Annotated in this window: 22 protein-coding genes and 1 pseudogene; 20 read left to right on the forward strand and 3 right to left on the reverse strand. The window is 46.8% G+C overall.

The window, feature by feature from the left end; translation table 11 throughout:
- Positions 1 to 75 precede the first annotated feature (75 nt).
- Both AR337_RS11480 and AR337_RS11485 read left to right on the forward strand, forming a co-directional pair.
- Positions 76 to 3,153, forward strand: coding sequence for an efflux RND transporter permease subunit (locus AR337_RS11480; protein ID WP_059172130.1), 3,078 nt, complete (start codon positions 76 to 78; stop codon positions 3,151 to 3,153).
- A gap of 206 nt (positions 3,154 to 3,359) precedes the next feature.
- Positions 3,360 to 4,517: a cation:proton antiporter gene (locus tag AR337_RS11485; RefSeq protein ID WP_059172131.1), complete on the forward strand. Its 1,158-nt coding sequence runs from the start codon at positions 3,360 to 3,362 to the stop codon at positions 4,515 to 4,517.
- 187 nt (positions 4,518 to 4,704) lie between these two features.
- Here the strand turns inward: AR337_RS11485 and AR337_RS11490 are convergent, their stop codons facing one another.
- Both AR337_RS11490 and AR337_RS11495 read right to left on the reverse strand, forming a co-directional pair.
- A complete protein-coding gene (locus AR337_RS11490) occupies positions 4,705 to 4,914 on the reverse strand; it encodes a TM2 domain-containing protein (RefSeq protein WP_059172132.1) in 210 nt (69 codons plus the stop codon).
- A gap of 178 nt (positions 4,915 to 5,092) precedes the next feature.
- Positions 5,093 to 6,565, reverse strand: coding sequence for a GGDEF domain-containing protein (locus tag AR337_RS11495; RefSeq protein ID WP_059172133.1), 1,473 nt, complete (start codon positions 6,563 to 6,565; stop codon positions 5,093 to 5,095).
- Positions 6,566 to 7,015: 450 nt separating this feature from the next.
- Here AR337_RS11495 and AR337_RS11500 point away from each other — a divergent pair, with 450 nt between their 5' ends.
- The 12 genes and pseudogenes from AR337_RS11500 (at position 7,016) to AR337_RS11550 (ending at position 17,872) form a co-directional block, all read left to right on the forward strand.
- A complete protein-coding gene (locus AR337_RS11500) occupies positions 7,016 to 7,249 on the forward strand; it encodes a hypothetical protein (RefSeq protein WP_156424375.1) in 234 nt (77 codons plus the stop codon).
- Between the two features lie 166 nt (positions 7,250 to 7,415).
- Positions 7,416 to 7,973 carry a hypothetical protein gene (locus tag AR337_RS23755; RefSeq protein ID WP_253701630.1) on the forward strand — a complete coding sequence of 186 codons (558 nt, stop codon included), beginning with the start codon at positions 7,416 to 7,418 and terminating at the stop codon, positions 7,971 to 7,973.
- Positions 7,918 to 8,709 carry an IS200/IS605 family accessory protein TnpB-related protein gene (locus AR337_RS11510; protein ID WP_253701632.1) on the forward strand — a complete coding sequence of 264 codons (792 nt, stop codon included), beginning with the start codon at positions 7,918 to 7,920 and terminating at the stop codon, positions 8,707 to 8,709. The genes AR337_RS23755 and AR337_RS11510 overlap by 56 nt, the downstream gene beginning before the upstream one ends.
- A gap of 82 nt (positions 8,710 to 8,791) precedes the next feature.
- The gene (locus tag AR337_RS23170; protein ID WP_156424376.1) at positions 8,792 to 8,938 is read left to right on the forward strand and encodes a hypothetical protein; all 147 of its coding nucleotides are present in this window, start codon (positions 8,792 to 8,794) and stop codon (positions 8,936 to 8,938) included.
- 269 nt (positions 8,939 to 9,207) lie between these two features.
- Positions 9,208 to 10,518 (forward strand): alkaline phosphatase, encoded by a 1,311-nt coding sequence (locus AR337_RS11515; RefSeq protein ID WP_059172137.1) that lies wholly within the window; start codon positions 9,208 to 9,210, stop codon positions 10,516 to 10,518.
- A gap of 567 nt (positions 10,519 to 11,085) precedes the next feature.
- Positions 11,086 to 12,066 carry a nuclease-related domain-containing protein gene (locus tag AR337_RS11525; protein WP_059172139.1) on the forward strand — a complete coding sequence of 327 codons (981 nt, stop codon included), beginning with the start codon at positions 11,086 to 11,088 and terminating at the stop codon, positions 12,064 to 12,066.
- Between the two features lie 112 nt (positions 12,067 to 12,178).
- Entirely contained in the window at positions 12,179 to 12,724 is a 546-nt protein-coding gene (locus tag AR337_RS11530) for a TVP38/TMEM64 family protein (RefSeq protein ID WP_059172140.1), read from the forward strand.
- A 27-nt stretch (positions 12,725 to 12,751) separates the two neighbouring features.
- Positions 12,752 to 13,282 (forward strand): annotated as a pseudogene (msrA, locus tag AR337_RS23760) (peptide-methionine (S)-S-oxide reductase MsrA); the annotation flags it as partial.
- On the forward strand, positions 13,259 to 13,708 hold the full coding sequence (msrB, locus tag AR337_RS23765; protein WP_301335722.1) for a peptide-methionine (R)-S-oxide reductase MsrB: 450 nt from the start codon (positions 13,259 to 13,261) through the stop codon (positions 13,706 to 13,708). The pseudogene msrA and the gene msrB, both read left to right, overlap by 24 nt.
- A gap of 168 nt (positions 13,709 to 13,876) precedes the next feature.
- Entirely contained in the window at positions 13,877 to 14,443 is a 567-nt protein-coding gene (locus AR337_RS11540) for a glycerol-3-phosphate responsive antiterminator (RefSeq protein WP_059172142.1), read from the forward strand.
- Between the two features lie 120 nt (positions 14,444 to 14,563).
- Entirely contained in the window at positions 14,564 to 16,054 is a 1,491-nt protein-coding gene (gene glpK / locus AR337_RS11545) for a glycerol kinase GlpK (RefSeq protein WP_059172143.1), read from the forward strand.
- Between the two features lie 162 nt (positions 16,055 to 16,216).
- Positions 16,217 to 17,872 carry a glycerol-3-phosphate dehydrogenase/oxidase gene (locus AR337_RS11550; protein WP_059172144.1) on the forward strand — a complete coding sequence of 552 codons (1,656 nt, stop codon included), beginning with the start codon at positions 16,217 to 16,219 and terminating at the stop codon, positions 17,870 to 17,872.
- 219 nt (positions 17,873 to 18,091) lie between these two features.
- On the opposite strand, the gene AR337_RS11555 is transcribed toward AR337_RS11550, so the two are convergent.
- Positions 18,092 to 18,970: a glycerophosphodiester phosphodiesterase gene (locus tag AR337_RS11555; RefSeq protein ID WP_059172145.1), complete on the reverse strand. Its 879-nt coding sequence runs from the start codon at positions 18,968 to 18,970 to the stop codon at positions 18,092 to 18,094.
- 265 nt (positions 18,971 to 19,235) lie between these two features.
- Between AR337_RS11555 and AR337_RS11560 the strand changes: the two genes are divergently transcribed.
- The 6 genes from AR337_RS11560 to AR337_RS11585 all read left to right on the forward strand — a co-directional run bounded on the left by AR337_RS11560 (position 19,236) and on the right by AR337_RS11585 (position 25,172).
- Positions 19,236 to 19,961 (forward strand): MgtC/SapB family protein, encoded by a 726-nt coding sequence (locus tag AR337_RS11560; protein WP_059172146.1) that lies wholly within the window; start codon positions 19,236 to 19,238, stop codon positions 19,959 to 19,961.
- 39 nt (positions 19,962 to 20,000) lie between these two features.
- Positions 20,001 to 21,134 (forward strand): ABC transporter ATP-binding protein, encoded by a 1,134-nt coding sequence (locus AR337_RS11565; RefSeq protein ID WP_059172147.1) that lies wholly within the window; start codon positions 20,001 to 20,003, stop codon positions 21,132 to 21,134.
- Complete coding sequence (locus AR337_RS11570) at positions 21,131 to 22,060, forward strand: carbohydrate ABC transporter permease (protein WP_059172148.1); 930 nt, start codon at positions 21,131 to 21,133, stop codon at positions 22,058 to 22,060. Before AR337_RS11565 ends, AR337_RS11570 begins: the two co-directional genes overlap by 4 nt.
- A gap of 2 nt (positions 22,061 to 22,062) precedes the next feature.
- On the forward strand, positions 22,063 to 22,875 hold the full coding sequence (locus AR337_RS11575; protein ID WP_059172246.1) for a carbohydrate ABC transporter permease: 813 nt from the start codon (positions 22,063 to 22,065) through the stop codon (positions 22,873 to 22,875).
- 89 nt (positions 22,876 to 22,964) lie between these two features.
- Positions 22,965 to 24,326, forward strand: a complete 1,362-nt coding sequence (locus tag AR337_RS11580) for an ABC transporter substrate-binding protein (protein WP_253701635.1) — start codon at positions 22,965 to 22,967, stop codon at positions 24,324 to 24,326.
- A gap of 102 nt (positions 24,327 to 24,428) precedes the next feature.
- Positions 24,429 to 25,172 (forward strand): glycerophosphodiester phosphodiesterase, encoded by a 744-nt coding sequence (locus AR337_RS11585; RefSeq protein WP_059172150.1) that lies wholly within the window; start codon positions 24,429 to 24,431, stop codon positions 25,170 to 25,172.
- The last annotated feature ends 191 nt before the right edge of the window (positions 25,173 to 25,363 follow it).

Below are 25,363 nucleotides of genomic sequence, written 5' to 3' on the forward strand. Positions count from 1 at the left end.
GTAAATGCATTACCATAAAGAGGACAATATTCCAGGAAATGTTTCATGGAATTAAAAGGAGTGGGATAATCAAACATGAAAAAAATAATTCGATTCAGTATGAAAAATGGAGTTGCGCTATTTCTGATAATGGCGCTCATTTTGGCCGGGGGTATTTTTTCCCTTAAGGAAATCAATATTGAAAAGTACCCGAATGTCGATATTCCGTATTTGACGGTTGTCATTCCATACCCTGGTGCTTCGCCTGAGCAAGCGATGAAGGAGATTGGCGAACCGGTTGAAAGGGAGCTAATGAATATTGAAGGCGTCAAGAATGTATATACAGACGGGGTTGCAAATGCCGTTTATGCGACAATGGAGTTCGATATGTCCATCGATATGGATGATGCCGAACAGATGGCAAAAGCAGCCATAGGAAAAATTGCTCTTCCGGATACAGCGAAAAATCCTGAATACATTTTGCAGGGGCCTGATCCAGATCCCGCGGTTTTTACAATCGGGGCTTATGCCGTAAAGGATGGAGCTGAAGTACAGGAGTTTGTAAAAGATAAACTTGTTCCAAGGCTTGAGATGATCAATGGGGTCAGCAAGGTAGACGTTGGCGGAATTGCGGAAAAAAGCGTTAACATCCAATTACTGCCGGAAGAAATGAAGAAACGCGGCATTACGATTGACCAGGTAAAAGCAGCAATCACAGCGAATAACATGACGATACCTACTGGCGATGTCAAGCTGTCCGGCCAAACACTGCCGGTCCGCGTCGGCAAGGAATTAAATTCGCTTAATGACATAAAGGATATCACCCTTTTTGCCCAGGGAGCGCAAGCCCTTGAGCAAATTAAGTTAAACGATATTGCCGATATTACCTTTGAAAGCAAAAATAGGAGCGATTTTACCCGCATCAACGGGAAGGAAGGAGTCCGCATTGGAATTATCGCGGAAGGCGGAGCCAATGTGGTTTCAATCGTTGATAAAGCAAAGGAAGAAATGAAAAAAGCCAATTTGCCTGCCGGGGTAAAAATTGATGTCCTCCGGGATCAGTCCGTTGAAATCAAAGAGTCGGTATATGCCATGCTTCGCGAAGCACTTCTTGGGTCTTTGATGGCTGTTGTTGTCACGTTCCTTTTCCTGAGGAATATCCGCTCGACGCTAATTGCGATTATTTCAATTCCATTATCAATTCTCGCATCGTTTACCATTCTGAATATGCTTGGCTATACACTTAACATTATGACCCTCGCAGGCATCGCCGTTGCGGTAGGCCGGGTGGTCGATGATTCAATCGTGGTCATTGAAAATGTGTTCAGACGGGTCCGCGCATCAAAAGAGCGCGACGAAAAACTCGTTGAAGAAGCAACGAGAGAGGTTGCTTCTGCCATCACCTCTTCAACGATTACAACAGTGGCTGTATTTTTGCCCATGGCATTCGTACCCGGGATTACAGGGAAATTCTTCGCGCCGCTTGCCTGGACGATTGTTATTTCTTTGTTGTTCTCACTTGTCGTCGCAATTACAGTCGTGCCGTTAATGTCAAAATTGTTCCTCCTGAAGCTGTCGCCAAAGGAACATAAAGAGGGCCTCATTCAAAAAGGCTACCGTTCTTCATTGACATGGGTACTGGGCCACCGCGCACTGACACTGGCAGTTTCCATCATGCTTCTCGCGGGTACGGTCGCATTGATTGCCCCGAAACTAGGCACAACGTTTTTGCCTCAGGAGCGGGTCAGCAATTATGACGTGAGACTTACGATGGAAAAAGGAACATCTCCTGAAAACACGAGTGGCGCTGCCAGTGTTGTCGAAGATATTTTATTGGAAAAAGAAGAAGTTAAACTCGTCAGTACAAGCGTGAACGGCCAATTCGGAAGTGCTTCGATCAGTTTCGAGATAAAGGATTCCGTCAAGGATGCTGACGGCTTTATTAAAGATTTGCGCGGACAATTTGGAAAGCTGAACGTTGCGAAGGAAATTTCCGTAACTGGAGTCGGCGATTTTGCGGGTGGCGCCCAGTCGCAATATGTCCTGGTTGTTAGCGGTTCAGACTTTGAGGACATCAAATCCAGCAGCAAGGACATTGTTAAAGAACTTAAAGGAATAAAAGGCATGGCCGATGTCCAATCCTCGCTTGAAGGGGATGAGCCTGAAATCCAGATTGAGTTGAATGATCAAAAGCTTGCCGAAAACGGGCTAATGCCGGCAATGGTTGGAAAAAGCCTGCGCGAGCTTATTAATGGCGATGTTGTCACGACCATGTCAATGGAGGAGAGCCCAACAGATGTTAGAATTGGCCTGAAAATGGATTCTATTTCCTCATTGGATGAATTAGGAGAACAGCAAATTACAAATGTACTAGGGATGCCAGTCAAACTGAAGGAAATTGGCGAACTGAAACGCGCTACCAACCGGACGGTCATAACCCACTTGAACCAGAATGAATATGTAATGGTTTTCGCCCAAATAACCGATAGCAAAACAGGTGATATCGCGGCCAAAGCCGATAAGGCCATTGCCAGCCTTAATTTGCCAGACAGTGTGAATTATTACAAGGAGGGTGCTTCGGCGGCAATGGAGGAAGGCTTTAAAAATATGGCAATCGCCATTACGGTCAGCATCCTCCTTGTTTACCTTGTCATGGTCATTGCCTTTGGTGAAGGGAAAGCGCCGTTTGTCATCCTGTTCTCGATTCCATTTTCACTTATAGGCGCATTGCTAGGCCTCTACCTTGTGAACGAGCCGATTGGGATGCCTGCGTTAATTGGGCTGCTGATGCTCAACGGAATTGTTGTGACGAATGCGATTGTGCTAGTTGACAAAGTAAAGCAATTTGAGAAAACGGGGCTTGCAGCGAGGGAAGCTTTACTTGAAGCGGGCGTCATCCGGATTAGGCCGATTCTGATGACTGCTATAGCAACGGTTGGCGCATTGATCCCAATGGCGGTTTCAAGCCATGCCGGGATCGTTTCCTCCTCAATGGCTGTTGTCGTTATTGGAGGGCTGGCCACTTCGACCCTTCTAACACTATTCATCGTTCCTGTCATGTATAGCCTCTTCAATCCAAAGAAGAAAGTACAGACGGAAACAAGCCAGGGAAGCACAAAGGATGTACTTGAAAAGCCTTTAAAGGGAGTAATCATAACGACAAAACCTGTTTAAAGCTAGATTGAAATTTTCATTTGTTAAAAATACCAATGCAAATTCCATGAAATAGTTTAGTAAGTATGGTATAAAGGGAAAGGATAAAAAAATACACGTATCTTGGAGGAGCCTGTCACCAAGGGGAGAAGTCTGCCCTTTGGTTGCAGGCTCTTTTTGTATTTTTTTAAACATATTAACGAAAAAAATTGAAAGGGTGGGAGAGAGTGTTAATACTGCAACTGGCAATAATTTTAATTGCATCTAAATTGGCCGGAAGCCTAAGTGTCCGATTGGGACAGCCTTCCGTTCTTGGTAAGCTCCTTATCGGCATCATCCTTGGCCCATCCGTCCTTGGCCTCGTAAATGATACGGTGACGCTGGCCCAGTTAAGCCAAATCGGGGTAATTTTGCTTATGTTCATCGCTGGCCTTGAAACGGATATTGACGATTTCAAGAAATCCGGCAAGGCTTCGTCATTTGTTGGGCTGGGTGGAATCATTCTGCCGCTGGTCGGAGGATATCTGGTTGGAGGGATGGTCGGCCTATCGACAATGGAATCATGGTTTTTGGGCTTGCTGCTTTCGGCTACAAGCGTAAGCATTTCGGTCCAGGCGTTGAAGGAACTCAACCAGCTGCAATCACGTGAAGGGACGGCGATTATGGGAGCGGCTGTCATTGATGATGTTGTCGTCATTATCGCATTGGCCTTCCTGATGAGCTTTGCCGGAGGGGATGTCAACCTTACTGCCGTCATTCTCAAAAAAGTCGCTTTCTTTGCTGGCGCAATCCTCGTAGGCTGGAAGGCAGTCCCTTGGTTCCTGAGGAAGTTTGGTTCCCTGAAGGTAACTGAAACGGTTATCTCCTCGGCACTGATCATCTGTTTTACTTTTGCTTACTTTGCCGAATATACAGGCGTTGCGGCTATCATCGGTGCCTATATAGCCGGGGTAGCAATCAGCGTTACCAGCTTCAAACAAGAAGTATTTGAAAAGGTTGAGACAATCGGCTATTCAATGTTCGTGCCGGTATTTTTTACCTCCATTGGTATCTCGGCAGAATTCAGCGGAATTTCTGAAAACCTAGCTTTGATTGCCATCCTGACTGTTCTTGCTATCCTGACAAAATTGGTTGGAGCTGCGCTGGGCGCGAAGCTTTCAGGCTTCAGCTGGAATAGCGCCATGGGCATTGGGGCGGCGATGGTATCCAGGGGAGAAGTGGCATTGATCATTGCTGCCATCGGATTAGAGACAAAGCTTCTTACACAGGATTTGTTTGCGGTGCTTGTAGTCGTCATACTGATCACGACAATCGTAACTCCTCCTATGATGAAGGTGTTCTTCAACCGGGGAGCCGAGAGAGTGGAGCCAGTCCAATCGAAATAGGCAGTTTTCTTTAAGGAAAGGATGAATTGCCGAGGGAGATTTTGGAATATTGGCATTTTGAAAAATATGTAAACCTTCGCATTCTTGAAGTTTGTTGCTCCTTCAATCAAACTGCTGCTGCGTCGCGGCCTGGAAAAATGCTAACATGAAAAACGCCTGCCGGCACTTAGCTGGCAGGCGTTTCCTATTAGACTTCCTCACTGATTCTAATGCCGTTTTTATCCTTGAAGCTGCCAGTCAGGATCATAATCAGGTCAATCAGGACCCAGATGCCAAAGCCGCCAAAAGTCACCAATTGGAGAATGCCGGTTCCGACCTTCCCAACATAAAAACGATGCGCTCCTAGCCCTCCTAAAAAGAAGCAGAGCACTAATGCGATAATCCGCCTCTGATTCATTTTCGCCGTACCTCCTTGATGGAGAAAATTCGTCCTTTTACTAGCGTTTCCAAAAGGGGAAAAAATGATTAGAAAATTTCCGATAAGCTGATGTACCACAATAGACAAAACAGGAGAGCACCTGCTTATATACTGAAAAAACCGCTGCTTGGCCATTTTACAAAAAAAGCTGCCACGGTCATAAATCAACCGTTACAGCTCTGAAGTTCGACTTTTCCTTATACATTTCCTTGTCAGCAAGCTCAATTATCTCCTCTGCGGTCATTCGGCTTCCAGGAGTAAAATGGTAAAGCCCGTAGCTGGCTGACAGCTTGAAATCCTTTTGCATCGTGGCATTCAGGATTTCAAACTCGACGGTGATCATATCCCAAGTTTTTTGTGCCTCATCTGGCGTTTTTTCAGAAAAAATAATCACAAATTCATCTCCGCCCAGCCTGAAAAAAATGTCATCGCTGCTGATTTGGCTGGAAATGACCGTACAAATCATTTTTATCATTTCATCCCCGACATTGTGCCCATATTTGTCATTCACAGATTTCAAATCATTGATATCTACAAAGCAAAGCGTAAATTCTTGGCCGGATGGGGAAAGTGCATGCCCCTCGAGAATCTCGAGCCCGCAGCGCCGATTCATAATCCCTGTCAGCATGTCAATGGTGGCATGGCGATTAAGTTCTTCTTCTTTCTTTTTAAAGCTTGTAATGTCGGAAACACCAATCAGTACACAGGACTCCTCCATATATTCAACCCGTTCAAAATTGAGCATTGCCCATTTGGCCGTTCCGGCTGAATCCTTATATTCAATCATATAATTTTGGATGCTGTCATAACTCTGCAGCTTTTCCAGTATGGATTCCTTCTCGTTCGCACTTGAAAAAATAAAATCTGTTTCAAGCCGGAGCAAGGGAACATCCCCGGTTTCGTAAAATTCAGTTGCCTGCCTGTTCATCAAGATGATTTTGTTTTCCTCAAGATTCGCTAACAGGAGCGGTGAGGGGTTCATGCTAAATAGCCTTTTGAAGCTCTCTTCTTTGCTCTTCAATCTTTCCTCATTTATATAATTTTGCCTTTGGAACGAGTAGAAGCTATAGCAAATCAGGAGAGAAATGGCAGCCGCGCCGGACGAATTCATTTGCTTGGCCAGCATAGTATAGTAATTTTCCGTTACCGCGGGCAATCCAGCCAGGAAGAAGGTATGCACACCTGCAAGCATGAATGAAAAGTGCAAAGGCCTGAGCGGGAAAGCTGCAGCGGCCGTAATCATGACAATGACATAGGCGGCAATCGTACCCGTGAGCATTTGGCTGTTGATTGAAGCAGCCGCGCCGGCAACTAGATAAAAAGCAATATAGGCGTAATTAATGAATCGCTTGTTAAGTCGATTTAATCGTTTCCTTAAGTATAAAAAAATCGCTGAAGCAAAGAAGCATGTGGAATGAATAATAAACAAATTCATTCTATAGACAATGCTGCCAAGATCCCTTAACAGAAAAAAGTCGACGGCAAACAGAAGTGGATAGGAGGCAACCAAAAGAATGGAAACCCATTTGATCCGCTCAAAAATGAGGCTATCGACATGAAGGTGGAATGTGCGGATGGTATTCCTATCCATACTAAAGGCTGGTTTTAAAAGATTGGTCAGTGGCCTCATTGGCATCGTTCCTTTTATTCATCTAACTAATATTATTTTACCATATTTTTCAGGATTTCCAGTAAAAACGCACAGGTAATTTACAATATTAGGTTTTTTACAAAAAATTCCCTTCCGGATGTTTTTCGGAAGGGAAAAGATTCTTATCAACCGCTATTAATACAAATAGCCCATTAAGGCTTTAGGATAACTTTCACAAGATTATCTTCGTGACCTCGGAGCCCATCACGCTCCCGCTGACGAAGCTGCGCAAGTTCCATGCCCTTGCCGTGGCGCCGAACGGTGTTATTTGGGGGCTGCGGATGGGAATTTATCTTATTAGCGATTCATCTCCTTCCTCAACGAAGTAGGTGGGTGATGAATCGGCGCTTCCTCGTTATGCTAAAGGTTGTTTTCGAACACACGTTCCTGTATAATAGTAATATATTCCAATTTAGGGAGGGTATTGCAATGGGAATGAAGGCAGTATTTTCAAATAGAATCTACAAAATTACGCTTCCAGCTGAATACATGAACGCCATTGACAATGCTCTTTTCGTGTTTAATCGTGCAAAACAATTTGCTTTCAGCACACTTGTTAAAGAAAAGCGTTCAGGGCTGTCCAAACGCACCAAGTCCGTGCACCTTACGGTTTGGTTTGGACGACTACTATGCCAACAGTACCGTCCAGGAAGCCAGCGCTAAACATAAAAGTCTGGATGAATTGAATAAACTCCATATTTCCAATACGGAGGCCCAGATCCAATCCCTTAAAAATAAACTCAAAAGTGAAAAACGCCGCCTCTCACAACTAAGAAAAATCAAAAACTCCTTTGTGAAAAATAATCCGAAATTTCCTGCGAATTTAAACATGAAGCAAGCAGGAAATTTCTTTGTCGTGGAATTCAAAAAGAGGTGTGACCTTTACTATCATGCCTATCAATTTGAGCATGGCTACCTGGATGTGGAAATCAAAAAATGGAAAGTCAAAATAGGTTTCCTCTCAGGCAGACTGCACCGTTTGGAAAGGAAACTGCGATCCTTAAAAACGGTTGTGCCAAGCTGCGTTTTTGGCTCAAGGAAATTATTCAAATCCCAATACACGGTTGAAAATTTCCAGTTGAAACATTCCCAATGGTTGGAGAAGTGGGAGCAGTCCCGCTATAACAACATGGTAATTTCAGGCCGGAAAGACTCCGCCAATGGGAATTTCGTTTTCCACTATGACCCCTCCACGCAACATTTGACCTTCAAAACTCCTTCAGGCGTTACATTGGAATTCCCGACAGTCTATTTTCCATATGGCCAGGAACTTCTCGACCAGGCCATCCTCCAACAGAAAAACTGTAAAAAAAAAGAAATCCGGAAAGTCAATGGCCTGGTCCGTGGAGGATCATGGGGCTTACTATATTGTAAAATCCATGTTTGAAGTTAAGCAAAATGAAACCATCAATTATTCCAAGGCTGACGGAATCATTGGAGTGGACTCCAACGTGGACCATTTCGCCGTATCCAACATCAATGCCAAGGGACAGCTCGTTTCGTCATGCGCTTTAAAGTTTGATATTGAGGGGAAATATTCCAATCAAATCACGAAAATCATTGAAGCAAAAGCCATTGAATTGGTGGAGATTGCCCGCCAGGCAAACAAGCCGATTGCGATTGAAAAATTGAATACAACCACTTCAAAAGCATCAAATGCGTATGGCAACAGGAAGGCCAATCGAAAGATGAGTTTGTTTGCATATAGAAAGATGGGTACTGCGATAAAATCAAGAGCCGACAAGATGGGGGTCGCGGTTTTCGAAGTGAACCCAGCGTATACCAGCCAAATTGGCAAAATGAAATACATGAAGCGCTATGGCATTTCGATTCATGAATCCGCATCCTATGTGATTGGCAGGAGGGCAATGCGATTTAAAGAAAAGCTCCCACCAGTGTTGTTTGCCTTGTTACCGGAGAAGATGGCTTGCAGGCATCATTGGGCGCAGTGGGGGTATGCAACAAAATGCCTGAAGGAAATCCGCACACATGCGTATTATCGTTCAGAGCTTTGTGACGTAGACAAGTTTCATGAAACCAATGAACTATTTGCGCCAGGGGCCTTGACTGCTCTGGAACAAATGGGCTTGTCGAAATTAAAAAGCAGAAAACCCATTGCCTAGTTGAACGGGTGTTGGTCGCATATAGGGAATGCGTCTTGTTTTAACAAGAATCCTCCACTTCAAATTTTGGATAGAAAATTAAGTGGGGGGTAGTTCAATCGCCTACGATCCTAGAACAAAAACAACGAAAACAATATCCATAACCGCCAACACGAGCGACCGTTTCAAGAATGGCTCACTTGTGATCGGCAAGGACGGGAATGTGTACGGAACGGTCAAATTAGTATAATGCGGGTCGCTTATCCGCAAACTAAGGCTTGCCTGAAGTGATTCGGCAGGCCTTTTTTGCGTTTAGGGGAGAGCGTTTCTTAACAGGGTCTTTTTCAGCTGGTGTACATGGGATGCTTTCCTCCTAAAGGACCAGTCCTCACAAAGTATGTTAGGAGTTAATACCTGATTTTGCCGTCTACGGAACATTTACCCCCAATTAACAATTACTTCATGTGTAATTCTTATAATGATAGAGTACCAACCAACCAACCAACAGGAGGGATTTAAATGAAGAATATGTTAAAGAAGAAAGTACTGGCAGTTGCCGCTGTATCGGCTATGGCAATTGGGGCACTTGGCGCAGGCTCATCTGCCGGGGCTGATGGAACATATAAGCATAACCACGGCAAGGTGAAAAATGTAATCTTTTTAATCCCTGACGGATTCTCCGCTTCCTATGCAACAAACTACCGCTGGTTCAAAGGAAAGGAAAGCCAGATGGACTCCATCCTCGTCGGGATGCACCGTACATACTCGGCAGATACGGAAGTGACGGACTCCGCGGCAGCCGGGACAGCGATGGCGACAGGCGTGAAAACGAACAACGGCATGATCAGCACCTCCCCGGATGGCAAAAAGCTTAGGACCGTACTTGAAGCAGCCGAAGCAAGCGGCAAGGCAACAGGGCTAGTCGCAACATCGACGATTACCCACGCAACTCCGGCTGTTTTTGCATCCCATGTCGCAAGCCGGGCGGATGAAGCTTCGATCGCCCCACAATTGCTCGAAAACGGCGTTGATGTCATGCTGGGCGGCGGAAAAAAGTATTTTCCTGACTCCCTGATCGATCAAGCAAAAAAGAAAGGCTACACATACATCAACAACAAATCCGGACTTACAGGTGTGGCAAAATCGAACAAATTGATTGGCCTGTTCGCGGATGACGCGCTTGCTCCTTCTCTCGACAGGGAAGAAACAAACCAGCCATCCCTCGCGGAAATGACCGACGCGGCATTGAATGTCTTGAACAAGGATAAGGACGGATTCTTCCTCATGGTCGAAGGCAGCCAAATCGACTGGGCCGGCCACGACCATGACGCGGCATGGGCAATGAACGACGTGAAGGCGTTTGAAGAAGCATTGGCCAAAGCGCTTGCCTTTGCTAAAAAAGACAAGCAAACCCTGGTCGTTGTCGCGGGCGACCATGACACAGGCGGCATGTCCGTTGGCGGCTACGGCGTCTACGATGCAAAGGTTGAAATCCTCCGCAATGTAACCGCGACCGGCGACTACATGGTCAGCAAGCTCGATGCCAACCGCAGCAACATTAAGGAAGTTGTAAAACAGTACACCACCCTCGACTTGACCGATGCGGAGGTTGAAAAAATCAAAAATGCATCGAAGCCGGACATGGCAATCAATGATATTATCTCGGAGCGCGCGCTAGTCGGCTGGACAAGCACTGCGCACACAGGCGTTGACGTACCGCTCTACGCATTCGGCCCCGGATCCGACATGTTTAACGGCCTGCACCAGAATACTGATTTGCCTGTTTTAATGGCAAAAGCGATGAAGATCAAGTTTACAGGACAAAAATAGGTTGGAAAGCAGGGCACCGCTCGGATAGGGCGGTGTCTTTTTGGTTGGGGAATGATGCGGATAGGGGGGCTTACTCCGTTTCGAGTCGCGGTAAACACCGCGAATACTGATAAACTGCCTTCGTTTGCTGTTAAAGTGGTTGCGTTTACTGATAACCCGCCTGCGAATGCTGATAAACGTGTGTCATTTGCTGATAAACTGGCCGGAACTGCTGATACACGTTGCTTCGAAGCTTTTACTTTCAATCTAGCTGGTTTGTGCTAACAAACTGCCAGCCAAGGCGACGGAGGAGTCAGGGGATAGGGGTGCTTACTCCGTTTCGACTCGCGGTAAACACCGCGAATACTGATAAACTGCCTTCGTTTGCTGATAAAGTGTTTGTGTTTACTGATAACTCGCTTGCGAATGCTGATAAACGTGTGTTATTTGCTGATAAACAGTTCGCAAATACTGATTCCGGTGCTCGCTTTGACAAATGATTTGTAATTTTTGTGTCATTTCTAGAAAAAAGAAGGAGGTTTCCTATTAAATTTAGAAACTTATACTGAAAAGAAATGGAGTGATACAATGATCAAAAAGCCAAGAACAAAACCGCCTTATCTATGCCAACTAGAGGAACTTGATCAGCGGACCCCTGACAATCTGCCGCAGAAAGCGGACATCCAAAAGCGTCTAAGAAACGAAAAAACCGGCTTCAAAGGTGAATTAGCAGTAGAATACCCTCTTAGTTTCCTTCCTCATCAAGACTTCGTTATTCTTCACGGACTCCGCATAAAAGGTCCCTCAAACTACTTTCAAATAGATATCTTGCTTCTTTCCAAATATCTTCTCATCCCCCTTGAAATCAAAAACTTTTATGGGTTAATCGAATTTGAAGAAAATGGGCAGTTTACCCGGACTGGGGATAGCGGCAAACAAGAAGGGTATCCCAATCCTCTCTACCAGTCTATGTATCAGATGGAACAGCTTCGGGAATTTTTAAAAAAGAATGGTTGGCCCGCTATTCCAATATATCCCCTCGTTGTTATCAGTTTTCCGAGTACGATTGTCCGCTCAAGCCCGGCTAATCGGGAAGTTATTGAGCGGGTCCACCATAGTGCGAAGCTCCCTTTTATAATTCCTCATATAAGTAAGCAATTTCCCAAACCTATTATCGATGATGTGCATTTATTACGCTTATCAAACCAGTTAATGTCTTCCCATGAATCCTACTTTCCCAATATTATGGAGTTGTTCGGGGTCCGGGAGGAAGAAATGATTAAAGGGGTCGAGTGCCCTAAGTGCCGCCAAATCCCAATGATCAGAACTTCAAAAACATGGATTTGTTCAAGGTGCGATTGTAATGATCCAACTGCCCATATCAAGACGCTTACTTATGATTACCCCCTTTTATTAGGCTCTAAGATTACAAACCGCCAGGCAAGGGAGTTCCTTCAAATCAGTTCCCCAAACGTATCAAAATACCTTTTAATGTCCACCTTCCCGACATGGGTTGGAGATAACAAAAAGCGCGCTTATACAATTAATTGGGAAGAACCACTGCCTTAAATGGATGCCTCAAACCATTTATTTCATCCCGCCCATGTTTTTCGTTATACTTACCTTAATGAGGAGCGATTCGGCTGCCGGATGTGTTCGACGCCATGAATGGGGTAAAGTGATGCAGGACTGGGTGATTGGGCTTTTTGAAAACTACCGGGAAACGGCGATATTGATCAGCGTGCTGCTGAATGTGGCGATTAGCATTCTTGGCGTTGTGCCGAGTGTGTTTTTGACAGCGGCGAACATCATTGTGTTCGGGCCGGTTGGCGGGACAATGATTTCAATTGCCGGCGAGGCCGCGGGTGCGGTTGTTTCGTTTGCCCTGTACAGGAAAGGGTTCAAACGGTGGGCCGGGAAAAGGCTGCCGGAGAAGCGCTGGATCCACAAGCTGCTCAATGCCAGGGGGAAAGACGCGTTTCTCATGATTCTCGCGCTCCGCATCCTGCCATTCGCTCCCTCGGGCCTCGTTACGTTTGCGGCGGCGATTGGATCGGTGGGGGCTGTGGCATTCACCCTTGCGAGTACAATCGGCAAAATCCCAGCTCTAATGATAGAATCTTATTCCGTTTACCAGGTTACGGAATGGACGTTTCAGGGCAAAATAATCCTGGTGGTTTTTTCGTTGGGAATCATTTTGATTGGTTTGAAAAATAAAAAGAAGTAATTTTTATTAATAGAAGGAGGGACCAACATGACTGGTAAATTTGAGTCAGCTACATTTGCAGGAGGCTGTTTCTGGTGCATGGTGCAGCCGTTTGATGAACAGCCTGGCATTAAGGAGGTCGTTTCCGGTTATACGGGCGGCCATACCGAGAACCCAACGTATGAGGAGGTTTGCTCGGACACGACCGGCCATTACGAGGCGGTCCAGATTACATTCGACCCGGCTGTTTTTCCTTATAAAAAACTGCTTGAATTGTTCTGGCAGCAAATCGATCCAACCGATCCGGGCGGCCAGTTCGGTGACCGCGGCTCCTCGTACCGGACTGCGGTTTTTTACCACAATGAAGAACAGCACAGGCTGGCGGAGGAATCAAAGCAGCAACTGGAGGCAAGCGGCCGTTTCAACAAGCCGATCGTAACCGACATCCTTCCGGCCAAGCCGTTTTATCCCGCCGAGGAGAGCCACCAGCATTACTATAAAAAGAATACCTGGCACTACAATGCGTACAAAGAAGGCTCCGGACGTGCCGGTTTCATCCGTGAAAATTGGAAAAAGAAAAAGAGCGATGAGGAACTGCGCCGCGAATTGACGCCAATCCAATATGAAGTCACTCAAAACTCCGCAACCGAGCCGCCGTTCCAAAATGAGTTCTGGAACCATGAAGAGGACGGCATTTATGTCGACATTGTCTCCGGTGAACCGTTGTTCAGTTCCACCGACAAATACGATGCAGGCTGTGGCTGGCCAAGCTTTACAAGGCCGATCAGGCGGAGCGAAATCGAGGAAAAGCTTGATACTTCATACGGAATGAGGCGGATTGAGGTCCGTTCAAAGACAGCCGATGCGCATCTTGGCCATGTATTCGATGATGGGCCAGGACCGGATCAAGCCCGTTATTGCATCAACTCTGCGGCCCTCCGCTTTGTGCCGAAGGATAAACTTGAAGAAGAAGGATACGGGGAGTTTTTGTCCCTGTTTGAGTAATGTTGGGGTGTATCCGCTGATAGGCTGGATTTCAGTTTATCAGCGGAACCCAAGAGCTTATCAGCGGAAGAACCACGTTTATGTGCGGTTTCCGTCCGTTTATCGGCAAATCCCGTGCAACGCGTCCGCAGTCCTTTTTTTAAAAAAAGAAATTAAAGGGTGAAGTAGATGAACCAGGTTATTCTTCCCGCTTTCTCTAATATGAAGGATTTTGAGGCATTTTTGAAAAGCCCCTATGAGATTGGCATTTGCCTTGAGCTGCATATTGCCCAGATGAAAAATGTGAGTGCCATGGCGGGGGAGCGCGGGAAGAAGATGGTTTACCACATGGATATGATTCGCGGGATTAAGAGCGATGATGCGGCGACCGAGTTCGTCTGCCAGGAATATAAGCCATACGGGCTGATTTCCACGAAGGCGAATGTCATCCTGAAGGCTAAGCAAAAGGGCGTTCTTGCGATCCAAAGGATTTTTTTGATTGACTCGCATGCGCTGGAGAAAAGCTATCAGCTTCTTGAAAAGACCAGGCCGGATTATATTGAGGTACTGCCCGGGGCAATGCCGGATTTAATCACAGAGGTAACGCAAAAAGTGAAAATTCCGGTGCTGGCCGGGGGATTTATAAGGACAGCAGCGGATATTGAAAATGCAGTTAATGCTGGCGCCCATGGGGTGACAACCTCCAAAAGCGAGCTATGGCTGCATGTTTCGAAAGATGGCTTTTTAATAAATTGAGAGAAATCAAGTTTAAAAGTGGTAGTGCTCGGGAGAATCATACAGACAAGTCCTAATTGGAGGAGTATTTCTGTTTGTTTCTCCTTTTTTGTCCGATAAAAATCAGTGGAGGGGAATGGGATGGAAACGTATATTTTAGCGTTGGATCAAGGGACGACCAGCTCAAGGGCAATTATTTTTGATAGGGGCGGAAAAATCGTCCATTCGTCCCAAAAGGAATTTACACAGCATTTTCCTAAACCCGGCTGGGTGGAGCATAACGCGAATGAAATTTGGGGGTCGATCCTTGCCGTCATCGCTGGTGTTTTATCGGAATCGAATATCAAGCCAGAGCAAATAGCTGGAATTGGGATTACGAACCAACGGGAAACGGCAGTTGTTTGGGATAATGAGACCGGAATACCTGTTTACAACGCGATTGTATGGCAATCGAGGCAAACAGCCGAAATCTGCGAGGAACTGAAGGCAAAGGGGTATAACGATGTTTTTCGTGAAAAGACGGGCCTCCTGATCGATGCCTATTTTTCTGGGACGAAGGTAAAATGGATCCTCGACAATGTTGAAGGTGCGAGGAAAAAGGCCGAAGAAGGGAAATTATTATTCGGCACAATCGATACATGGCTGATCTGGAAGCTTTCCGGCGGCAAGGCCCACGTGACGGACTACAGCAATGCGTCCCGCACCCTGATGTTCAACATCCATGATCTAAAATGGGATGAAGAAATTCTTGAAATACTGGGTATTCCTTCATCAATGCTTCCGGAAGTCAGACCATCATCGGAAGTGTATACGATGACGGCACCGTTTCATTTTTTCGGAAAAGAAGTGCCGATTTCCGGTGCGGCCGGCGACCAGCAAGCGGCATTGTTCGGTCAGGCCTGTTTTGAGAAGGGCATGGCGAAAAACACATATGGAACGGGCTGTTTCATGCTGATGAATACGGGCGAAAAGGCGGTCCGGTCGGAGCACGGCCTGCTGACAACGATTGCCTGGGGCCTTGGCGGAAAAGTCGAATATGCCCTTGAAGGCAGCATTTTCGTGGCAGGCTCGGCTATCCAATGGCTTCGCGATGGATTGCGTATGCTTAAGGATGCCAAGGACAGCGAGAGCTATGCGAGCAGGGTGGAGTCAACGGATGGTGTTTATGTGGTTCCTGCATTTGTCGGGCTTGGCACGCCGTATTGGGATAGCGATGTGAGGGGCGCAATTTTCGGTTTGACCCGCGGGACGGCCAAGGAGCATTTCATTCGGGCAACACTTGAATCGCTCGCCTACCAGACAAAGGATGTCCTCTCCGCGATGGAGGCCGATTCGGAAATTAAATTGAAAACCTTGCGGGTTGATGGAGGAGCAGTTAAAAATAACTTCCTGATGGACTTCCAGAGCGACATCCTCGACGTGCCAGTTGAACGCCCGCTGATCAATGAAACAACGGCGCTGGGCGCAGCATATCTTGCCGGCCTGGCCGTCGGGTTTTGGGATAGCCAGGAGGAGATTGCCGCGAAATGGGCAATCGATCGTTCGTTTGAGCCGGATATGGCGGTCAGCGTCAGGGAAGAATTATACAGCGGCTGGAAAAAGGCGGTCAAAGCGGCAATGGCTTTTAAGTAGACAAAAATTGTCTACTTCGTTTGAATGGTAATTAATTTTGGAATTTGATACAATATTTTTAAGTTAATATGACGGCAGGAGAATTGGAGAGACCGCGAAGCATTATCACACGGAGTGGTAATGTCTTTTGCGGTCTCTTTTCCTGTTTTAGGAGGAAAACGAATGTTTACGAATTTGCACCGCGCGAAAATCATCGAAAAGCTAAAAGGGAAAACCTTTGATTTACTCGTAATCGGCGGGGGAATTACAGGAGCCGGCATTGCCCTCGATGCGGCAACAAGGGGGATCGATACGGCACTGATCGAGATGCAGGACTTTTCGGCTGGAACGTCAAGCCGGTCGACAAAGCTTGTGCATGGCGGATTGCGCTATCTGAAGCAGCTTGAAGTAAAGGTCGTTGCCGAGGTTGGCAAGGAAAGGGCCATCGTCTATGAAAATGGCCCGCATGTGACAACCCCGGAATGGATGCTCCTTCCGTTCCACCAGGGAGGAACGTTCGGCAGCTTTTCTACCTCGATTGGCCTTAGGATGTACGATTTTCTCGCCGGTGTAAAAAAGGAAGAACGCCGCTCCATGCTATCCGTGGAGGAAACATTGCAAAAAGAGCCGCTCATCAAAAAGCAGGGCCTAAAGGGCGGCGGTTATTACGTGGAATACAGGACCGATGATGCCAGGTTGACAATTGAAGTCATGAAGGCGGCTGTAGATAATGGCGCGACGGCCATCAACTATGCTAAGGCGGATGACTTGATTAATGAAGGCGGCAAAGTGGTCGGCGTTGTTGTAAAAGATCAGCTGACAGGCGAGACGTATCAGGTTTTTGCCAAGAAAATCATTAACGCAACCGGGCCGTGGGTCGATGCAATCCGTGAAAAAGACGGTTCGAAAAAAGGTAAGATGCTGATTTTATCAAAGGGGGTCCATATCGTCCTTGACCAATCCCGCTTTCCTTTAAAGCAGGCGGTTTATTTTGACACGCCAGACAAGCGGATGATCTTTGCCATCCCCCGCGGCGGGAAAACCTATATTGGCACAACTGATACGTTTTATAACGGGGATAAAGTGAATCCAAGAATGACCCTAGCAGACCGCGATTATTTAATCTCCGCCATCAACTACATGTTCCCGGATGTCAACGCAAAGCCTGAGGATGTTGAATCGAGCTGGGCCGGCATTCGGCCGCTCATCCATGAAGAAGGGAAAAACCCATCCGAAATTTCGCGGAAGGACGAAATTTGGGAGTCGGCATCAGGCTTAATCACCATTGCGGGCGGGAAATTGACAGGGTACCGGAAAATGGCCGAAACCATTGTGGACCTGGTGGCGGAAAAGCTTCAAGCAGCTGGCCATTTAAAGCCAAGACCTTGCCAAACGAAATCAATCAAGATTTCCGGCGGTGACTTAGGCGGCTCGGGAAATTTCGCAAGCTTTGTCACCTCGGCAATTCCACAGGGGACCAGTATGGGGCTGAACGATAAGGAAGCAAGGCATATTGCGGGTTTTTATGGTTCAAATGCGCCCCTTGTTTATGATTTAGCCAAAACCCATCAAAAGGACGCTGATAAATTCGGCATCCCAATCGTTCTAATGGCAAAATTGGCCTATGGAATCCAGCATGAAATGATTGCAACGCCGCTTGATTTCTTTTTGAGAAGAACAGGCGACCTGCTATTCGACATAGGCTCCGTCAAACAGTACCGTGAGGCGGTCCTGGCTTATATGAAAAGCTTGTTTAATTGGAGCCCTGAACAGGCTGAAAAGCATGCGGAAGATCTTGATGCGGAGTTCGAATATGCGACAACCCCTGAAAGTGATTAAAACAGCGGGAAAGAGAAAAAAGCTGGCACACTAACTTTAAGTGGCCAGCTTTATCTCACTTTGAATAAAATGTGCGATTAAAAAGTTTTATATAGTTTGATATGTGATGAAAAATCAATTCTTTTAATATAGAAGTGTTCATCATACAACACCCCCAATGAAGATAGTTTCGAGGACGAAGATTGTTTGAACGTGTCTTCATATTGCCGATGAAGACATTTAATTCGCTGTTTTTCGCCCGAGCAATTCAGCTAAGCGGTTAGGATAATTTGTAAAGGCTCCGTCCACCCTAATTTCCAATGCTTTTTTCATATCCTGCTCCGAGTCAATCGTATAAGGATGCACCGCCAGCCCTGCTTCGTGGGCCTTATTAACGTAGTTCTGATCTATTTTTTCGAAATTCGGCCCAATCCCTGCCGCATACTGTTTGATTATCCCCGCTTCCTTTCCCGTAAGAGAAGCATGTTCTTTGTATTTTTTAAGCTGAATAAGCGGAATTTCAGGCTCAAGCTCGTGAATCCTTTTCAGGCTCTCGCTGCTGAAGGATTGGAGGATGAGGCCTGGATTCTTTCCTTCCCCGGTCAGGTTGATGGAATATTTCCTCGCCAGTTCAATCAATTTATCCTCCATCCCGGGATATTCATCCGGGGATTTTGTTTCGATATAATAATTCACGGAAGTCCCGAAGTGACTGAAAATCTCTTCGAGTGTAGGGACCCTGAGGTTTTCAAACGCAGGACGCGCGTACTCCGGATGTAAGCGATTGAACCAGGAACCGGCATCGAGAAGTTTTATTTCTTCGAGGGGATAGAATCCCACGTCGCCGGTACCATCGGTTGTTCGGTCTACGGTTTTATCATGCATGGCGATTAAATGGCCGTCCTTTGTCATTTGCAAGTCGATTTCCAGATAATCCGCGCCAAGAAGATGAGCAAGTTCGTAGGACGCGATCGTATGCTCAGGCGCGTAGGCGGATGCGCCTCGGTGCCCAATAATTATGAACCCGCCCTGCAAAGCTGAGGCCGGGTCTGTATCGGTACTCCCGCAGCCTGCAAGGGTATATAAGATAAAAAGAATAATAGATATGTTTTTGTACATTCAGGCACCCCGAATCTGAAATGAATAAAAGGCTGTGTGAAACGGAAATTATAGTTCTTATAAAAACAAATTCTTCCATACATAGACGTTTTTAACTACTATAGATACTATTTAATCCATTAAAATGAGAATAAGAATTGACGATAATTTGGATTTATTGTAATATTATAACAAGTTAATAGCGTGATGGAGATCAGGAGGCTCACATTTTTTGTCTATTTTTTTATAGGCATGATTTGGGGCCTCCTTTTGCATAGCCAGGGGGGTGAAACCAGTTACAATTTCGGCAACGGCAATTATTGGACGACTGCTTTTGGCTGCCTTTCTGGGAGGCCTTATCGGATGGGAGCGGGATTTACGCAACAAGCAGGCAGGGGTGAAGACGCACTTGCTTGTTTCTGTCGGGGCGGCCTCGATCATGCTCCTATCCATCTATGGGTTCAACGAGACGATCAACCATGTAAATGCCCGTTTCGATCCGGCGCGGCTGGCGCATGCCGTAATAAGCGGGATTGGCTTCCTTGGGGCAGGCGCGATCCTGAAACACTCCAACAGAAGTGTCACGGGGATAACGACAGCGGCGACCTTGTGGGTTGTTTCCGCGATCGGCCTCGCTGTCGGAAGCGGCTTTTATCTTCCCGCACTCGCCACGACGGGAATTGTCATGTTAACCGTTTTTGTGCTGAGGGGATTCGAAGAAAGGTTCCTGGCAACCTACAAATTTATAACGTTTACTCTGACAATGAAGGACGAAGCGCAAATTTTGGGTAAAATTAACAAAATCCTTAAAAATGAAGACGCGCATATCGAGGCAATTTCTATGTCCGATGAGTATTTCTTTCTTGAAGACGGGTATTTGTCGATGGATATCGGGGTGAAAATTTCTTCGAAGAAAAACATTATGGAACTATACAGGGAGTTTGGGAAACTTGATGGCATCAAGCAAGTGAAGCTGAACAATAAGGCCATTTCCTCACAAACAGCAAATTGAAAGCGCTTAACTAAGGAAAACAACAAGAAGGGGTGCAAGATGAAAAAAGTCGAGTTGATAAATGTCTCCAAATCGTATGATAAGAAGACTGAAGTAATCACCGATATTAATGTAACGATCCAACCTGGGGAGTTTTTTGTGCTTGTCGGCCCGTCCGGCTGCGGGAAAAGTACGATGCTGCGCATGATTGCGGGGCTTGAGGAAATAACCGGCGGCGTCCTTCGAATTGGCGGCATGGAGGCAAACCATCTTCCGCCGAGCAAACGGGATATTTCAATGGTGTTCCAGAACTATGCGTTGTATCCCCATTTGACTGTTGAAGAAAACATAGTGTTCGGGCTCCATGTGAAAAAGGTGTCCAAGCATGAAAGGAAAAAACGGTGTGATGATGTGGCGACGATGCTTGGCTTGATGCCGTACCTGCACCGGAAGCCTCGCGAGCTTTCCGGCGGGCAAAGGCAGCGGGTCGCGTTGGCAAGGGCCATCGTCAACCAGGCGCCGATTTGCCTGATGGACGAGCCCTTGTCCAACCTGGATGCGAAGCTGCGCGCGCATATGCGTTCTGAAATAAGGCAAATACAGAGAAGGCTTGGCATTACGATGATTTATGTTACTCATGACCAGGTCGAGGCGATGACGATGGGTGACCGCATCATGATTCTCCATGACGGGAAAATCCAGCAAATCGGTAAGCCGATCGATATTTATAACAATCCGGCAAATCCTTTCGTCGCTACATTCATTGGCTCCCCGGCGATGAATATCGGTGATGGCAAGGTTGACCGCGCAAACTCCGTAGTAACGGTTGGCGAAGGTGCTAAAATAGCCGTTTCGGCCAAGGACCACGGACTGCTGAAATCTGACCGGATCATTGTTGGTATCCGCCCGGAGCATCTTAAGCCAGCCACGAAAGGCGCAAGCGCGGAAAACCGGATTGACGTAAAAGTAGTGAATGTAGAAGTTCTTGGAAATGAAACGATCTTTTCCTTCGATATGGGCGGACGGGAATGGCTCGCAAAATGGACGGGACAATGGCGCATCGACGTTGGCGACACCATCCCAATCGTCATCAATTATGATTCTGTGTGCTTTTTTGATGCCGAAACAGAGAAAATCGTAAAAACGCCTACAGATATCGAAAACTATGTGTTCGGTAAAGAGGTGCTTATATGAAAGCGGAAGTATCCGGCCGTGTAACATATACTCCCCCGAAATTTTCCCTGTGGAGAAGGTCGCTTAATGCACGGACAGCGCTTTTGTATTTGTTCCCTTCGATCCTGCTTTTTTCGGTTTTCGTTTTTTATCCGATGTTCAGGACGATTTATTTAAGTTTTTTCCTGACCGACCAGCAGGGGACGGCGGCTGTTTTCGTCGGGTTGGAAAATTACAAGTATCTCCTTGAATCGCCGGCCTTCCGGAATAGTGTGAAGGCGACTGTCCTGTTTGTCCTTTACACGGTGCCGACGGGGGTAATCATTTCGCTTTTTCTTGCCCTGATAGCAAATGAAAAGCTGAAAGGGATCGGGTTTTTCAGGACGATTTACTCATCCACCATGGGAATATCCGTCGCCGCTTCTTCGGTCGTATGGCTGTTCTTGTTCCATCCAAGCATCGGGATGTTCAACCGGCTACTCCATGTTCTTGGCATGCCGGGAGTCCAATGGCTTCTAGACCCGGATTGGGCGCTTGTATCAATATCGATCTCAACGATTTGGATGAACATTGGCTTTTCCTTCTTAATCTTGCTCGGCGGTCTTCAGAATATCGATGAATACTTGTACGAAAGTGCGAAAATCGACGGAGCCGGCTATTGGTACCAGCTGAGAAGGATAACGATTCCGATGCTTTCGCCGACGCTATTCTTCATCATTACGATTTCCCTGATCAATGCGTTCCAGACGTTTGGCCAGGTGGATATTTTAACAAAAGGCGGCCCTTCCCAGGCGACCAACCTGATCGTTTATTCGATTTACCGGGAAGCATTCGTCAACTACCAATTCGGCACAGCGAGTGCCCAGGCAGTATTCCTGTTCATCTGCATCCTCGTTGTGACTATATTACAATTTAAGCTTGGAGAAAAGAAGGTGCATTACCAATGAGCATGTCCACGCCTAAAAAACTATTATTCTATGTTTTGCTGGGACTGTCCGCCTTCCTCGTTTTCTTTCCGGTCCTTTACGCATTCATGATCAGCTTCATGACCGGAGGGGAAATCCTCCAGGGGAAATTCCTGCCGAGTTCCTTCAGCTTTGAAAACTATGCCAAGGTATTCGACAGGCTGCCTCTTTTGAAATACTTGATTAATAGCTTTGTTGTTTCGTTCGGGGTCATGCTTGGCCAGCTGGTCGTCTGCAGCATGGCGGCATACGCGTTCGTCTTCATTCCCTTTAAAGGGCGGGATTTCATCTTCTTCCTTTTTATCTCGACGATGATGATTCCGTGGGAGGCGACGATGATTCCAAACTTCTTTACCATCCAGAAGCTTGATTGGATGAATACATACCAGGGCCTGACCGTCCCTTTCTTTGCGCTCGCGTTCGGGACATTCCTGCTCCGCCAGCATTTCAAGACGATCCCTAAGGAGCTTCATGAAGCGTCCGAGGTAGCCGGGTTGAGCAAATTCGCCTTCTTTTGGAGGGTCATCCTGCCAATTTCGAAGACTAGCCTTGTGACCCTGGGGGCGTATGGATTTTTGACAACATGGAATATGTATCTATGGCCACTCCTTGTCACAAGCACAAGCCAGGTAAGGACCGTGCAAATCGGGCTGAAACAGCTTCAGTCGCAGGAAGTTGCGACAGAGTGGGGCGTCGTTATGTCCGGGGTAATTGTTGTTATCATCCCAACATTGATCCTATTGTTCGCCGGGCAAAAACAGCTCCAAAAAGGCCTCACACAAGGAGCGATTAAGTAAATCCAAAATGGTTTTACCTTCTGGCGTCTCGCTCCGTATGGAAATGCCGGAAGTTTTTTATAAAAATGAAAAAAGGGGTGCAGGAAAAGTTGAAAAAGAAACTAAAATGGTTATTTGTACTTAGTACGATTATCAGCATTCTCGTCATGTCGGCATGTTCCAACGATGCAAGTTCGGGAACCGGAAAGAAAAAAGGTGGAAAGGATTCAGGAGAGAAGCAGGGCAAAACCGAAATTTCGTTCTGGCATGCGATGTCCGGGCCAGGGCAGGTTGCGCTTGACAACATTGTCGCGGATTTTAACAATTCCCAGGATAAATATGTTGTAAAAGCGGAATTCCAGGGTACTTACGAAGAATCCCTCACAAAGCTGCGCAGTGTCGGCGGCACGAAGGATGCACCGGCGATTACCCAGGTTTTTGAAGTTGGTACGAAATACATGATTGAAAGCGGCTATATCGAGCCAATGCAGACATTCATTGACAAGGATAACTATGACCTTTCCCAGCTTGAAGATAACATCCTGAACTACTACCGCGTCGATGGGAAGCTGTATTCCATGCCATTCAACTCCTCCACGCCGGTTATGATCTACAACAAGGATGCATTCAAGGAAGTTGGGCTTGATCCGGAAAATCCGCCACAAACCTTTAACGAAGTAAAGGAAGCCGCAAAGGCGCTGACCAAGAAAAATGAACGTTTTGGTTTCTCCATGCTAACGTATGGCTGGTTCTTTGAACAGCTTGTCGCAACACAAGGAGGGCATTATGTCGACAATGACAACGGCCGTTCCGACGATGCGACTAAGGCTGTCTTTAATGGAGAGGAAGGCCTTCGTGTCTTCAAATGGCTCGATGAAATGAACAAAGCGGGAACCTTCGGAAACTATGGAACGAACTGGGATGATATCCGCGCCGCGTTCCAAACGGGCAAAGTGGCAATGTATATGGACTCATCTGCCGGAGTTGCTGGTGCAATCAACAATTCTCCATTCGAAGTGGGAGTCGCCTACATTCCATATCCGGATGAAGCCGAAAGGCAGGGTGTAGCCATTGGCGGCGCTTCCCTCTGGATGTCAAAGGGAATTGCCAAGGAAGAGCAGGAAGCAGCATGGGAGTTCATGAAGTTCCTTGCTACCCCAGAAAGCCAGGCGAAATGGCATGTAGGAACAGGCTATTTTGCCATCAACCCGGCTGCCTATGACCAGGATGTCGTTAAAACTGAATGGGAAAAGTACCCTCAATTCAAGGTAACAGTTGACCAGCTTCAGGCAACGAAACCATCCTATGCGACCCAGGGCGCGCTGATTTCCGTATTCCCTGAATCGCGCCAGCAAGTGGTAACGGCCCTTGAAAATATGTATCAAGGCAAGTCTCCGCAGGAAGCGCTAGATCAGGCCGCTGAAGGTACGAACAGGGCGATTGAAATCGCTAATAAAACGAAGAAGAAATAATGGTTAATTAGGGTGGGGCAGCCTTCTTTCCTAGCAAAAAGAGTTTTGCAGGGGAATAGGCGCCTCCCCTTTTGAATTTTTTTACAAAAGAGGTGAGGCAAAATGGGGAAGACTAAAATATTTGCACATCGGGGAAGCAAGGGAACCCATCCCGAAAATACGCTCGAGGCGTTCAGGGAGGCAATCAGGTTAGGTGTTGATGGTATTGAGCTTGATGTCCACCTCTCGAAGGATGGCGAGCTGGTAATCATCCATGATGAAACCGTCGACCGGACGACGAATGGGTCGGGAAATGTAAGGGACATGACGGTTGAGGAGCTGAAAAGCCTTGATGCGGGCTCCTGGTTTGGCTGGGAATTCCAGGGCGCCACGATTCCGACGCTGGATGAGGTATTGGCGCTTCTAAAAGGGACCGGCATCAGGCTCAATGTAGAAATCAAAAGCGATGTCATCCCGTACAAAGGCATTGAAAAAAAGGTGCTCGAAGCCCTCGCGCGGCATTCCTATAAGGAAAATGCAATTATTTCTTCCTTTAACCATTACAGCCTGAAACGGGTGAGGGAACTTGATGCGGAGGTGGAGACCGCTATCCTCTTTATGGAAGTTCTCCATGAACCGTGGGAGTATGCAAAAACCATTGGTGCTTTTGGGCTTCATGTCCATACTCCGGTTGCCTATACTGAAATGGCCAGGACCGCAGCTGATCTCGGAGTCCCGGTCCGCGTATTCACGGTAAATAAGGAGAAAAAGATGAAAGAGCTTATCGAGATGGGAATTGAGACCATAATGACCGATTACCCGGAACGCGCACTTGAAATCCGAAGCGAGCGTGGCGGAGGGGAATAGGGAGTTTTGGGAGGGACCTGGAGCGGCGGGTCCTTCTTTTTTTTGGGGGGGAAATACCGGTCGGTTGGCGGGTTGGAATCGAGGTTTGCCTTGTTTTTTTGTGGGATAGTGCTGCCATTTGGACAAGGAACAAGAGTTTTCGAGGTTTGGTGTCAGATAAAGCCGAGATATGTGACAAGCGTAGGTGAATA

This window comes from Bacillus sp. FJAT-27445, assembly GCF_001510665.1.
Taxonomy (GTDB): Bacteria; Bacillota; Bacilli; order Bacillales; family Cytobacillaceae; genus Bacillus_D.